The 13,331-nt window shown below is 74.0% G+C and carries 9 protein-coding genes; 5 read left to right on the plus strand and 4 right to left on the minus strand.

Annotated elements, in window-relative coordinates; translation table 11 throughout:
- Positions 1 to 189: 189 nt before the first annotated feature.
- From ACWGJ2_RS17985 to ACWGJ2_RS18000, 4 genes are all read right to left on the minus strand, one after another.
- The gene (locus tag ACWGJ2_RS17985; protein WP_453347142.1) at positions 190 to 1,407 is read right to left on the minus strand and encodes a type ISP restriction/modification enzyme; all 1,218 of its coding nucleotides are present in this window, start codon (positions 1,405 to 1,407) and stop codon (positions 190 to 192) included.
- A gap of 73 nt (positions 1,408 to 1,480) precedes the next feature.
- Entirely contained in the window at positions 1,481 to 2,233 is a 753-nt protein-coding gene (locus tag ACWGJ2_RS17990; protein ID WP_453347072.1) for a GntR family transcriptional regulator, read from the minus strand.
- Positions 2,230 to 3,666, minus strand: a complete 1,437-nt coding sequence (gene hmgA / locus ACWGJ2_RS17995; RefSeq protein ID WP_453347073.1) for a homogentisate 1,2-dioxygenase — start codon at positions 3,664 to 3,666, stop codon at positions 2,230 to 2,232. Before hmgA ends, ACWGJ2_RS17990 begins: the two co-directional genes overlap by 4 nt.
- 72 nt (positions 3,667 to 3,738) lie before the next feature.
- Positions 3,739 to 5,556 carry a hypothetical protein gene (locus ACWGJ2_RS18000; RefSeq protein ID WP_453347074.1) on the minus strand — a complete coding sequence of 606 codons (1,818 nt, stop codon included), beginning with the start codon at positions 5,554 to 5,556 and terminating at the stop codon, positions 3,739 to 3,741.
- Positions 5,557 to 5,993: 437 nt separating this feature from the next.
- Between ACWGJ2_RS18000 and ACWGJ2_RS18005 the strand changes: the two genes are divergently transcribed.
- The 5 genes from ACWGJ2_RS18005 to ACWGJ2_RS18025 all read left to right on the plus strand — a co-directional run bounded on the left by ACWGJ2_RS18005 (position 5,994) and on the right by ACWGJ2_RS18025 (position 13,260).
- Positions 5,994 to 8,273: a molybdopterin-dependent oxidoreductase gene (locus tag ACWGJ2_RS18005; RefSeq protein ID WP_453347075.1), complete on the plus strand. Its 2,280-nt coding sequence runs from the start codon at positions 5,994 to 5,996 to the stop codon at positions 8,271 to 8,273.
- Between the two features lie 171 nt (positions 8,274 to 8,444).
- Positions 8,445 to 10,010, plus strand: coding sequence for a CitMHS family transporter (locus tag ACWGJ2_RS18010; protein WP_453347076.1), 1,566 nt, complete (start codon positions 8,445 to 8,447; stop codon positions 10,008 to 10,010).
- Positions 10,011 to 11,267 carry an MFS transporter gene (locus ACWGJ2_RS18015; RefSeq protein WP_453347077.1) on the plus strand — a complete coding sequence of 419 codons (1,257 nt, stop codon included), beginning with the start codon at positions 10,011 to 10,013 and terminating at the stop codon, positions 11,265 to 11,267. It abuts the gene before it with no gap.
- A gap of 302 nt (positions 11,268 to 11,569) precedes the next feature.
- Positions 11,570 to 11,740 (plus strand): hypothetical protein, encoded by a 171-nt coding sequence (locus ACWGJ2_RS18020; protein WP_453347078.1) that lies wholly within the window; start codon positions 11,570 to 11,572, stop codon positions 11,738 to 11,740.
- A 101-nt stretch (positions 11,741 to 11,841) separates the two neighbouring features.
- Positions 11,842 to 13,260, plus strand: a complete 1,419-nt coding sequence (locus tag ACWGJ2_RS18025; protein ID WP_453347079.1) for an aldehyde dehydrogenase family protein — start codon at positions 11,842 to 11,844, stop codon at positions 13,258 to 13,260.
- Positions 13,261 to 13,331 lie beyond the last annotated feature (71 nt).

A 13,331-nucleotide genomic window follows, 5' to 3' on the forward strand; every position in this document is an offset into this window, starting at 1 on the left:
GTCCCCGGCCGTTCACCTCTCCGGGACCCGGGCCCGTCCCGTCAGCTTTCCTCTCAGAGTTCACCCCGCGAATCCGCGCCGTGGCAGGGCACCCGGCACCCTTCCCCCGGCACCCCCCCGGAGTTCGCGCGAAGCACCCCCAACATCCCCGGCCTCCCCAGCCGATCCCCCCCGCCGCCCCACGCTCCGTCACAGCAGCGCCAACTGCCCCTCGGGGCCCTCCTCGCGCAGATCGAGGACCGAGGCCGGACGCCGTGCCCCGTCCGGAGGCGGCAGCACTCCCGCCTCCCGCAGCTCGGCCGCGCCGATGACCGGCTTCCCTGGCAGCGCCTCGGCCAGCTCCCGCAGCTCCGGTTCGAGACCGGCCAGCAGCGTCAGCACCGTGATCAGTTCCAGCAGCTCCGACGTCCACTCCTGAGGCCACTCGCGCGGTCGTACGGCAGCCAGCGAGCCCGGCTCCGGGGCCTCCTCGGGCGAGACGGGCGCGGCCCTGCGCGCGAACCAGGTCTCCAGTACCCGCGTACCGCCCGCCGTGTACTCCCACGCGGCCCGCTCCACGGGCGACACCCGCCCCTCGCCCACACACAGGGCTCGCTCCTCCTCGTCGTAGGCCAGCGCGTCGATGGCCGGACGCGCGGGGAGCGGGGCGCGTACGTAAGGGCGTTGCCCGCCGGGCAGCCTCGGCCGCCCCGGCCCGTCGGCGGCTCCGTCGCCCCCGCACCGTTCGCCGCGCGTGTGCAGCCACAGCGAGCGCCGTCCCAGCGCCACGCCCCGCTCCCACAGGTCCGCGTCCGCGGTGAAGGGCACCCTGCGGCCGTCAGGGCCCGCCGTGGCGGTCGCGGCCGTCCAGGCGAGCACGTCCTCGGCGCTCACCGGGTGCTCGAGGCGCCGCGCCAGGTGGTCGAGCAGCCCCGGCGCGAGGTTGGGTTCGAGGCCGCCCGGGCGCCGGTGCAGCGGACGCACCCGCCCCGGGCGTCCGGCGGGGGAGTGCCCGTCGGGCAGCAGCGCGGTGAAGGCGAGGGAGACGCCGGGCGCACGCGGGTCGTACGCGGTCTCCACCAGATGGATCTGACGCTCGTCCGTGACCCGCCACAGCTCGGGCCGCGCCACGTCGATGAGCCGGTGGTCGGGGAGCAGCCACTGCTGGTCGTACGGGCCGTGCAGCACCCGTACGGGCTCGGGGCAGGGCCCGGACTCGGCGGCCAGCCGGGCGCCGTGCGCGGGCCGCCCCGGCAGCGGTGCCACCGCGCTGCGGAGCGTACGGGCGCGGCTGGGCCGGAACAGCGCGGCGCGCCCCGCCTCGTCACCGGCGCGCAGCAGCGCGGCCCAGCGCCCCCGCAGGGACGCGGCGTCCGGGGCCAGTACCCAGGTGCGCCCGAGGCGCAGCGGGGCGACGGACCAGGGCATCACATCGTCGAGCAGCGGCGCCTCGGGCGCCTGGGCTACGTCTTCGCTCACCGCTCGATGCTACGAGCGGACCTCAGGGCGCTTCCACGGTGACCGAGAAGGAGAACCGGTCGCCCCGGTAGTGGATGCGCACGACGTCCACGACACGCCCTGTCCCGTCCCAGGTGACGCCGGTGTAGTGGAGGATCGGGCTCAGCAGCGGCACGTCCAGGAGCCTGGCGGTCTCCGGGTCCGCGAGCCTGGCCTCGACGGTGTCGGTGATACGGCTGATGCGCACCCCCGCCACGTCGCGCAGCACTTTGGTCATGGGCCAGCCCCGCTCCAGGTCGGCGGGGTCGATGCGGCGGGCCGCGTCGGGGTGGACGTGGTTCTCGGCCCAGTTGGTGGGTTCGCCGCTCGCGCTGTCGTGCCGCAGCCGCCGGTAGCCCATGGCCTCGCCGAGACCGGGGAAGTGCTCGGCGAGTTCGGCGGGCACGGCGCGTGGGCCGTGGTCCAGCAGCGTCGTGCGGTCGCCGCTCTGCTGGGCGACGATCGCGTCCACCGAGCCCATCACGCGCACCGCGCGCTCCCTGCGCGCCTCCGGTTCGATGAAGGTGCCGCGGCGCCGGTGGCGGGTGATCAGGCCCTCGGACTCCAGCTCTTTGAGCGCCTGCCGCATGGTGAGCACGCTGACGCCGTAGTGCCGCGCGAGCCGCTCCTCTGTGGGCAGCCGCAGCGGGGCGTCGGGGGAGCGGCCGAGTATGGAGGCGCGCAGCGACTGCGAGACCTGGTACCACAGCGGGAGCTTGCGGTTCAGCTCCAGCGAGTCGGGGGCGAAGACACTCACGGCACCCTCTTCGTGCTCTTCGTGTCGGGACTGCCGGAGCTGCCTGAGCTGCCGGGGTTCCCGAAGTGGCGCTCCAGACCCTGCCACACGTCGTCGTAGCCGCTCTGGAGGTGGTCAGCGTCCCGTGCCTGGCGGGTGAGGGTGACCGGCCAGCGGGTCTCGAACATGAAGGCCAGCCCGTCGTCCACCTTCTGCGGCGTCAGCTCGGCAGCGCTGGCGCGCTCGAACGTCTCCCGGTCCGGGCCGTGCGCGGACATCATGTTGTGCAGCGAGCCGCCGCCCGGTACGAAGCCCTCGGCCTTGGCGTCGTAGGCGCCCTCGATCAGGCCCATGTACTCGCTCATCACGTTCCGGTGGAAGTACGGCGGCCGGAACGTGTCCTCGCCCACCAGCCAGCGCGGCGCGAACACCACGAAGTCCACGCCCGCCAGGCCGGGAGTGTCCGTGGGCGAGGTGAGCACCGTGAAGAGGGACGGGTCCGGGTGGTCGTAGCTGATCGAGCCCAGGACGTTGAAGCGGTGCAGGTCGTAGACGTAGGGGACGTGGTTGCCGTGCCAGGCGACGACGTCCAGCGGCGAGTGCGCGTACGTCGCGCTCCAGAGGTTGCCGCAGAACTTGTTGACGACCTCGACGGGGCGCTCCTCGTCCTCGTACGCCGCCACGGGCGCGAGGAAGTCGCGCGGGTTGGCGAGGCCATTGGCGCCGACGGGGCCGAGCTCGGGCAGGGTGAAGGGGGCGCCGTAGTTCTCGCAGACGTAGCCCCGTGCCGTGCCCTCCGGCAGCTCCACGCGGAAGCGCACCCCGCGCGGGATCAGCGCGATGTGGCCGGGCTCGGCGCGCAGCAGCCCGAACTCGGTGCGCAGCAGCAGCCCGCCGCGCTCCGGCACGATCAGCAGCTCGCCGTCGGCGTCGCCGAAGACCCGGTCGGTCATGGAGGCGTTGGCCGCGTAGAGGTGGACGGCCATGCCCGTGCGCTGGGCCGCGTCCCCGTTGCCGCCCAGGGTCCACAGGCCCGCGAGGAAGTCGGTGCCGGGCGCGGGCTCGGGCAGCGGGTTCCAGCGCAGCCTGTTGGGGTCGGGCTCCGACTCGGTGAAGGGCGCGGTGCGCAGCCCGCCGTTGTCCGCGCGGACGAAGCGCGGGTGGGCGGCCGAGGGACGGATGCGGTACAGCCACGAACGCCGGTTGTGGGCGCGCGGTTCGGTGAAGGCGCTGCCGCTGAGCTGCTCGGCGTAGAGGCCGAGGGGGGCGCGCTGCGGGGAGTTGCGCCCGAGTGGCAGCGCGCCCGGGACCGCCTCGCTGCTGTGCTGGTTCCCGAACCCGGAGAGGTGGGCCGCGGGGTGCGCGGCGGAGTGGGCTGGGCCCTCGGCCGTCTCGTGCGCCCGCTCGCCCGTGGCGCGTGCGCGCTCGCTGGTGCCGCCCGTACCGACGCTCATCGCCGTGCTCCCGCCGTCTCATGGATCCCGCTGGATTCCTTCGCAAGACCATAGGAATCGAAGGGTCGCCCGTCAATGACCGGCGACGGACGGCGAGGGCGGGTGCGGGGGCGGGGGTTCGTCCGGGCCGCCGGGCAGCGCGCGGGCGAGGAGGTCCACCACGGCGCCGCGCGACCGGTAGGGGGTGAGCGCCCTCCGCATCCCCTGTATCGCCTGTTCCGCTTCACCGGAGCGCAGCCGTACGTAGCCGTCCAGGAACCCGTGCCAGGCCGCGCACGCGTCGTCGAGCCGCCCGCAGCGCAGGAGCAGCCGTCCCATGCGGGCCTGGGACAGGGCGTGTCCGCGCACGTCGGCCGGCTGCCGTTCGGCGCGGGAGCGGCCGAGGGCGCTGAGCGCGCCGGAGAGGTCGCCCAGCGCCTCCAGGGTGAGCGAGACCTGGAAGGAGAGCGCGGCAGGGGAGTACACGTCGAACGGGCCGCCGCCCGTCTGGGTCCCGTCAGCCGTCGGTTCGGGGAGGGCGCCGCCCTCCGCGCGGGACGCGGTGCGCGGCGGCGGTACGGAGGGGGCCCGTAGGGCGCCGCCGGGCGCGGGGCCGTACGTGGTGCCGGGTGTGCGCCTCTGCTGCCGGGGGGTGTGCGGCTCCGGGGGGTCCGGTCGCGTGGGCGGGCCGCTCGGGCCGGGTGGGTCGGGCAAGGGATCGGTTTCCGGGGCTGTGCTGTTGGCCGTCGGGCCGCTTGCGGGATCGATTCTGCGCGGGACGACCACGGGGCCTTCGGGCTCGATCCCGGTTCCGGTTCCGTTTCCGGTCCTCGCCTCCGTTCCGGTTCCCTTCTCCGGACCGGGTTCGGCGGACCCGGACCCCGCCCCGGACCCGGAGCCGTTGCTGTTCGCGTTCGCGCCGCGCGTCCGCTGCGGCCGGTGCGCGGAGCGGTGGCCGCCCGAGCGGTCCGACGCGTACTCCGCGGCCGAGAGCGCGGCGAGCGCGCCGCGCCGGTCCCCGGAGCGGGCCCGTACGACGGCCAGCTCGGCCTGCACGTACGCGCGCCGCGGAGGGCTCGCCGTACGGACCGCTTCGGCCGCCGCCTCGGCCAGCCGCAGCCCGGGGCCGATGTGGCCCAGTCGCCGTGCCTGCGTGCCCATCGCGCGCAGCACCAGGCCCCAGTCCGCGCGGTCGCCCGCCTCCGCGGCGAGCCGGTGCGCGTGCGTGTAGCAGTGCTGCGCGAGGCCGTGGAGCTGCCCGTCCTCGTACATCCGGGCCAGCAGGAAGGACAACCGGCTCGCCGTGCGCAGCAGTTCGGGCCGGTCCGGGTGGCGGGCGCGGGCGCGCAGCAGAGGCCCGACGTCGTCGGCGAGATAGGCGGCGAGCGCGGAGCGTCCGTTGCGCCCGCCGTGCGCGTCGATGGAGGAGGCGAAGAACCGGACCGCGTCGTGCAGCGCGAGGGCGCGCGGCGAAGGGGCCGCGGGCCCGGCCCTGCCGTACCACGACGAGAGCGTGGCGGGCCTGGGCGGCACCTTCGCGTCCGCCAGCCGGTAGGGGCGCTGCTGGAGACGCACCCTGCGGGGTGCGTCCGCGTCGGAACGGCTGAGCGAGGTGATCGCGCTGACGGGATCGGCGCCCCTCGGCTCGGGCGCGGTGGCGCTGAACCCCGCGGACTCCGGGGTGATCGTACGGTCCACGCGCCGGGACAGCGCCTCGGCGACGAGCTCGGGCACGGGGCGGCGTGGCTGGGTGCCGCTGAGCCAGTGGGCGACGGCGGTGCGGTCGTAGTGGAGTTCGCTGCCGATCTCGGAACCCAGCGCGTTGACCGCTCGCGCCAGCGCCTCCTGGGTCCAGTCGGCCTCGCTGAGCAGGGAGCGGAGCCGCTGGTTGGGCCTGCGCCGATTGGTCATAGTCTCTTCGTCTCACGCGCGGGAGATGTGCGGCAGGGGCGTACGGAGGCATCGGCGGACGGGGGTACGCCTCACGCTCACACGAACGGGCGAGACTGACGTGCGTTCAGCGGCCCTTGAGTGGCCGGTTCTCCGCGCACTGGCGACGGTCGGAGTATGAACGATCCCTTCTCCCTCGCGCCCCCCGCCTTCCCCGCCTCCCCCGCCCGCCCCAGGCCGCGCACCGGCCCCGGCACGGCGCCGGTTCCCCGTGCGGGGGTGGCGGACCGTGCGGCGGGACCGGCCGCCCGTACGGGGACGGCCGGCGCTGACCGACCGGCCAGCCCGTCGAGCGGAGAGTAACGCCCGTCACGTTCCCCCTTCGCGCGGTTCCGTTGTCGGTGCCCGCCGTTAGAGTCGGCGGCATCCGAAGACAGTGCTGTCCTTGAGGGGGAGCTATGGCGGAGACGGCCCCGGCGTTGCGCATCTGCCCGTTGTGCGAGGCCACGTGCGGCCTCACCGTCACGGTCGAGGACGAGCGGATCACCGCCGTGCGCGGAGACAGGGAGGACGTCTTCAGCCGCGGCTTCATCTGCCCCAAGGGCGCCTCCTTCGGCGAGCTGGACGAGGACCCGGACCGGCTCACCCGCCCCCTGGTGCGGGGCGCGGACGGCGAACTGCGCGAGACGGGCTGGGACGAGGCGTTCGCCGCCGTCGCCGCCGGTCTCGGCGGGGTGCTGGGCCGCGGCGATCCCCAGGCCGTCGCGCTCTTCCTCGGCAACCCGAACGTGCACACCATGGCGGGCTCGCTCTATCCGCCCGTGCTGATGAGCGTGCTGCGCACCCGGAACGTGTTCACGGCCAGCACCCTCGATCAGATGCCCAAGCACGTCTCCAGCGGCCTGCTGTACGGGGACGCGTTCGCCATCCCCGTCCCCGATGTGGACCGCACGGATCATCTGCTGGTCATCGGCGCCAACCCGCTGGACTCGAACGGCTCGCTGGCCACCGCGCCCGATTTCCCCGGCAAGCTCAAGCGGCTGCGCCGCCGCGGCGGGCGTCTCACCGTCGTGGACCCGCGCCGCACCCGTACGGCCAAGCTCGCCGACCGCCATCTGGCCGTCCGCCCCGGAAGCGACGCACTGCTGCTGATGGCCATGGTGCAGGTCCTCTTCGCCGAGGGCCTGGTGGAGACCGGCGAGCTGGGCGCGCACCTCTCGGGCGTCGAGGAGGTCGGACGGCTCGCCGAAGGCTTCACCCCGGAGGCCGTCGCGGACGCGTGCGACGTACCGGCGGCGGAGATCCGTGCCCTCGCCCGCGAGATCGCCGGTGCCGGGCGCGCCGCGGTATACGGCCGGGTGGGCTCCTCGACGGTGGAGTTCGGCACCCTCACCAACTGGCTGGTGGACGTCCTCAGTGCCCTGACGGGGAATCTGGACCGCCCCGGTGGCGCCATGTTCCCCCTCTCGGCCACAGCCCGGGCGCCCCGGCCCCACGCGCCAGGCAAGGGCTTCGCCCTCGGGCGCTGGCGCAGCAGGGTGAGCGGGCACCCCGAGGCCAAGTCCGAGCTGCCCACGGCGGCGCTCGCCGAGGAGATCAGCACCCCGGGCGGGGGCCAGGTGCGCGCCCTCGTCACGCTCGCGGGCAACCCCGTGCTCTCGGCGCCCGACGGCGCGGCGCTGGACGAGGCGCTGTCCGGGCTGGAGTTCATGGTCAGCGTCGATCCGTATCTGAACGAGACCACGCGCCACGCGCACGTCGTCCTGCCCCCGCCCCGCCCCAGCCGCTCCGCTCACTTCGACTTCGCCTTCAACGGCTTCGCCGTGCACAACCAGGTGCGCTACACGCGTCCCGTCGTCGAGCGCGCCGAGGGCGAGCCGTCGGAGAGCGAGATCCTGGCGCGGCTCGTGCTGTGCGCCTCCGGCACCCCGGAAGCCGATCCCGGTTCCGTGGACGAGATGGTCATCGGCGGCGCCCTCGCCAAGGCGGTGGCAGAGCCGCACTCTCCCGTGCACGGCCGCGATCCCTCGGAGCTGGCCAAGGCACTCACCGGGCGCGACGGCGCGGAACGGCGCCTGGACATGATGCTGCGCCTCGGCCCCTACGGGGAGGGCTTCGGCGCGGACCCGGAGGGGCTGACGCTGGAGAAGGTCCTCGCCCATCCGCACGGCATCGATCTCGGCCCGCTGCGTCCGCGTGTGCCCGAGGTGCTCAGGACCCGCTCAGGCGCCGTCGAGCTGTGCCCCGAGCCCCTGGTGGGCGAGGTGGCCAGGCTGCGCGGGGCGCTGCGCGCCAGGTCGGAAGGCGCCGGTTCCGGTTCCGGTCTTGTGCTGGTGGGCCGCCGCCATCTGCGGTCCAACAACAGCTGGATGCACAACCTCCCCGCGCTGCGCGGCGGCACCAACCGCTGCACGCTCCAGATGCACCCCGAGGACGCGGCCAGGCTCGGCCTGACGGACGGTGCCCAGGCCCGGATCAAGGGCGACGGGGGAGAGGTGGAGGCGCCCGTCGAGATCACCGAGGCGGTGCGCACGGGCGTGGTCAGCCTGCCGCACGGCTGGGGCCACGACCGCCCCGGCACCCGGACGCGGGTGGCCTCGGCCGAGCCCGGCGTGAACGTCAACCAGCTCCTCGACGGCACCCTGCTCGACCCGCTCTCGGGCACCGCCGTGCTCAACGGGTTCCCCGTCCAGGTGGCTCCCGTGGCTCCCGTGGCCGTCGTCCGAGCCGGGCTGTAGGGGTCCCCTCAGCAGGCATAAGGCTCTGAGCTGGGGTTTTGCTCTTATTGTTCACGGCGGGAACTCTTGTGGAGGTGATTTGAGGGCACCTACGGTCGTCCAGCCGCCTCAGGTTCGTCGACGAGACACCTGCGCCGTGGCGGAGTTCAAGGGCGAACGTAAAGGTGATCCATGCTGACCATTCTCGGCTTCGTCATGATCGCGACATTTCTGACGCTGATCATGACGAAGAAGATGTCGCCCCTGGCGGCCCTGATCCTGATACCCGCGCTCTTCTGCATCCTCGCGGGGCAGGGCGCGAGCCTCGGGGACTACGTCCTCAAGGGCATCGGTGATCTCGCGCCGACGGCCGCCATGCTGATGTTCGCCATCATCTACTTCGGGGTGATGATCGACGTCGGGCTCTTCGATCCGATCGTGCGGGGCATCCTCAAGTTCTGCAAGGCGGACCCGATGCGGGTCGTCGTCGGTACGGCCGTGCTCGCGGCGGTCGTCTCCCTCGACGGCGACGGCTCGACCACCTTCATGATCACCGTCTCCGCGATGCTGCCCCTCTACCGGCGCCTCAAGATGAGCGTCCTGGTCATGACGGGTGTGGCCGCCACGGCGAACGGCGTCATGAACACCGTCCCCTGGGGCGGGCCCACAGCGCGCGCCGCGACGGCGCTGAAGCTCGACCCGGGCGAGATCTTCGTCCCGATGATCCCCGCGCTCGCCGTCGGGCTGCTCTTCGTCCTCCTCCTCGCCTGGGTGCTCGGGCTGCGCGAGCGCCGCCGCCTCGGCGTGCTGACGCTGGACGGCGACGCGGCGCCCGGGGACGCCGCCGAGGCCGGGGACGTGCGCGAGAAGGTGCTCGCGGGTGCGGGTGCGGGTGCGGGTGCGGGCGTCGGCTCGGCGTCGGCGGGTGCGGGGGCCGTGATGGGCGCGGGCGGTTCCGGCAAGGGCCGCGGCCTCTTCGGCCGCAAGCGCGCGACGGGAGCGGGCGGCTCCGGTACGGCCGCCGCTGCGGCCACCCCCGCAGGCCCCGCAGGCCCCGCAGGCCCCGAAGGCCCCGCGAGCACCGCTGGCCCGGACGCCGACGCCGCCGACGACGACCTCATCGGCCTCGACCCCCACCGCGCCACCCTGCGCCCCAAGCTGTTCTGGTTCAACGCCGCGCTGACGGTGGCCCTGCTGACGCTGCTCATCATGCAGACCCTGCCCATCCCGGTGCTGTTCCTGCTCGGCGCGGGCATCGCGCTCACCGTCAACTTTCCGAACATGAAGGACCAGAAGGCCCGCATCGCCGCGCACGCCGACAACGTCCTCAACGTCTCCGGCATGGTCTTCGCCGCCGCCGTCTTCACCGGCGTCCTCACCGAGAGCGGCATGGTCGACGAGATGGCCCGCTCGCTGGTCAACGGGCTCCCGGACGGGCTGGGCCCGTACATGACCGTCGTCACCGGCGTGCTGAGCATCCCGTTCACGTACTTCATGTCCAACGACGGCTTCTACTTCGGCATCGTGCCGATCCTCGCCGAGGCGGGCGCAGCGCACGGCGTCTCCTCCGTCGAGATCGCCCGCGCCTCCCTCGTCGGCCAGGCGCTGCACATGTCGAGCCCGCTCGTGCCCGCCGTCTACGTCCTCGTCGGCATGGCCAAGGTGGAGTTCGGCGACCACACCCGCTTCACCGTCAAATGGGCGGCGCTCACCTCGCTCGTCGTCCTGGGCGCCGGTCTGCTGTTCGGAATCCTGTAGGTGAGCGGCATACCGGAGAGCGGCCGGCCGCGCTCGCGCGGCTGGCTGCTGCGCCTGGTCATCGCCTTCGCGTTCGCGCAGGGCGCGGTGAGCATGGCGCGGCCGGCCGTCTCGTACCACGCGCTGGCACTGGGCGCCGACGCGCGCGCCGTCGGCGTCGTGACCGCCGTCTACGCGCTGCTGCCCCTGGCCGTCGCCGTCCCGCTGGGCCGGCGCACGGACCGGGGGCGCTGCGGTCCGCTGCTGCCCCTGGGCGTCGCGCTGATCGCGGCGGGCTGCGCGCTGTCGGGTACGGCGGACTCGCTCGGTCCGCTCGCGGCCTGGAGCGCGCTGATGGGCCTGGGGCATTTGGCCTTCGTCATCGGCGCCCAGTCCCTGGTCGCGCGGCAGAGCGGCCCCGGCGAACACGACCGCAACTTCGGCCACTTCACCATCGGCGCCTCGCTCGGCCAGCTCGTCGGCCCGCTGCTGGCGGGCTGGCTGGTCGGCGGCGGTACGGGGGCCTCCGGAGGCGTGGGTGGCACGGGCGCCGGGGCGGCCGGGCTCGACGGCTCCTTCGCGCTGTTCGCCTCCGGCGTGCTCGCGCTGTGCGCCGTCTTCTCCCTGTGGCGGATCGAGGACCGGGCCGTGGTCGCACGGGCCGCGCGGGCCGCGCGCGACGCGGGGGAGGGCGCGGGCCCGGTGCCCGTCAGCAGCATCCTGCGCGCCCGTGGCGTCCCCGCCGGGATCTTCACCAGCCTCGCCGTCCTCTCCGCGACGGACGTGCTGACCGCGTACCTTCCCGTCGTCGGCGAGGAGCGCGGCATCGCGCCCGCGCTGGTGGGCGTGCTGCTGAGCCTGCGGGCCGCCGCCTCCGTGGCCTCGCGCCTGGTGCTGCCGCCCATGGCCGCGTGGCTGGGACGGCAGACGCTGCTGGTCGTGAGCTGCCTGCTGGGCGCGGTGCTGTGCGTGCTGCTCGCGGTGCCCGTCCCCGTGTGGGCGCTCGCCCTCGCGCTGGTGCTGCTCGGCTTCTGCCTCGGGGTCGGTCAGCCGCTGACCATGACGACGGTCGTCCAGGCGGCACCCGTCGGCGCCCGGTCAACGGCGCTCGCGCTGCGGCTGACGGGCAACAGACTGGGCCAGGTCGCGGCGCCCGCCGGCGCGGGGCTGGTCGCGGGCGTGGCCGGTGCGGCGGCGCCCTTCGTGCTGCTGGGCGCCCTGCTCCTGGGCGCCTCGGGCACGGCGGCCAGATCCCGCCCGGAACCGGAACGCCCCTGAGAGCCTGTGGGGGCGCGACGCCCACGCCCGCGCCTCCCGGCGCCTCCCGAGGGGCGGGCGGGCACGCGCGGGAGCTTCGCGAGCCTGCCCCCACCTGCTACGGCGCGCCGGCGAGCCTGCCCATCACTTCGTACACCTGCTGCGGGGCCAACGGGGCGACGGAAAGCGGCTCTTGCGCTGTTTCCGTGCGCACTCCCTGAAGCAGGAAGGCAACCTGGCGGCGCCAGGCGTCGGGCGCGGTGTCAGCGGCCGCGCGAGCGAGCGAAGCGTTGGTGCCGAGGAAGAGCGGGAGGTCCTCGCCGGTGAAGTCCGGGCGGACCTTCAAGTCGGCCGACGGTCCGCGATCCCCGGTCGCCGACCCGGACGACCTCGCGGAGCACTACTGGGGCATGTACACCAAGCGCGACCGCGTCGAGCGGTTCCACCCCGAATCGATGACGCCGCAGACCACCGCACAGCACCTGCGGCACTGAGCGCGACGCCAGGCGCCCAGGGTCACGCGCCCGCCCCGTACGTGATCCAGCGCACGTGGTGGTGGGCTGACACTTCAAACTAGCGGCGCTAGTTTGGGTTCATGCAGGCACACGACGGGATGTACATCGACGGCGCGTGGCGACCCGCCGCCGGACCGGAGACCATCGAGGTCATCAACCCCGCGAACGGGACGGTCATCGCCACCGTTCCCGCGGGCGGCAGTGCGGACGTGGACGCGGCCGTACGTGCCGCGCGCGGGGCGTTCCCCGGGTGGGCGGCCACGGCGCCCGCCGAGCGGGCCGCGCTCATCGGCGCGCTGCACGACCAACTGGAGGCGCGCCGCGAGGAGATCGCCGCCACCGTCACGGCCGAACTCGGCTCGCCCCTCTCCTTCTCGCAGGCCGTGCACGCGAGCGTGCCCGTCGCGGTGAGCGGCAGTTACGCCAAGCTCGCGGCCGAGTACCCCTTCGAGGAGAAGGTCGGCAACTCCCGTGTCCTCCACGAACCCGTGGGCGTCGTCGGCGCGATCACGCCGTGGAACTATCCGCTGCACCAGATCGTCGCCAAGGCGGCCCCGGCCCTGGCCGCGGGCTGCACCATGGTGCTCAAGCCCGCAGAGGACACCCCGCTGGTCGCCCAGCTCTTCGCGGAGGCGGTGCACGAAGCGGGCTTCCCCGCAGGGGTGTTCAACCTCGTCACGGGGCTCGGCCCGGTCGCGGGGCAGGCGCTCGCCGAGCACGAGGACGTGGACCTGGTCTCCTTCACCGGGTCGACGGCGGTGGGGAAGCGGATCGGGGCCGTCGCGGGCGGTGCCGTCAAGCGGGTGGCCCTGGAGCTGGGCGGCAAGTCGGCCAACGTCATCCTGCCCGGCGCCGATCTCACCAAGGCCGTGAAGGTCGGCGTCGCCAACGTCATGGCCAACTCGGGCCAGACGTGCAGCGCGTGGACCCGGATGCTGGTGGACGCCGAGCGCTACGACGAGGCCGTACGGATCGCCGCCGCGGCCGTCGCCAAGTACGTGCCGGGCGACCCGCTCGACGAGACCACCCGCCTCGGCCCCGTCGTCAACGCCAAGCAGCGCGAGCGCGTCACCGGTTACATCGCGCAGGGCGAGAAGGAGGGCGCCAGGCTCGTCGCGGGCGGCGCGAGCGCGCCCGAGGGGTACGAGGACGGCTGCTATGTGCGGCCCACCGTCTTCGCCGACGTCACCCCCGACATGGTGATCGCGCAGGAGGAGATCTTCGGCCCCGTCCTCTCCATCCTCAAGTACGAGGACACGGAGGAGGCCGTCCGCATCGCCAACGACACCGTCTACGGGCTCGCGGGCGCCGTCTGGGACGAGGACGAGGAGCGGGCCGTGGCCTTCGCGCGCCGTCTCGACACCGGTCAGGTGGACATCAACGGCGGCAGGTTCAACCCCGTCGCGCCGTTCGGCGGCTACAAGCAGTCGGGCGTAGGGCGCGAGCTGGGGAGGCACGGTCTGGGGGAGTACCTCCAGACCAAGTCGCTCCAGTTCTGAGCCCGGAGTTCTGAGCCTGGAGTTCCGGACCCGGAAGCTCCGGGTCCGGAGTGCCCCGCACGCCCACCACC

It is taken from the genome of Streptomyces sp. NPDC054796 (assembly GCF_053611545.1).

What these genes read in the sequence shown, in the direction of transcription:
- hmgA (WP_453347073.1), bottom strand. Translation starts at nt 3,666, where the DNA reads ATGAGCGTCGGTACGGGCGGCACCAGCGAGCGCGCACGCGCCACGGGC.
- ACWGJ2_RS18025 (WP_453347079.1), top strand. Translation starts at nt 11,842, where the DNA reads ATGCAGGCACACGACGGGATGTACATCGACGGCGCGTGGCGACCCGCC.
- ACWGJ2_RS18005 (WP_453347075.1), top strand. Translation starts at nt 5,994, where the DNA reads ATGGCGGAGACGGCCCCGGCGTTGCGCATCTGCCCGTTGTGCGAGGCC.
- ACWGJ2_RS17985 (WP_453347142.1), bottom strand. Translation starts at nt 1,407, where the DNA reads ATGCCCTGGTCCGTCGCCCCGCTGCGCCTCGGGCGCACCTGGGTACTG.
- ACWGJ2_RS18000 (WP_453347074.1), bottom strand. Translation starts at nt 5,556, where the DNA reads ATGACCAATCGGCGCAGGCCCAACCAGCGGCTCCGCTCCCTGCTCAGC.
- ACWGJ2_RS18010 (WP_453347076.1), top strand. Translation starts at nt 8,445, where the DNA reads ATGCTGACCATTCTCGGCTTCGTCATGATCGCGACATTTCTGACGCTG.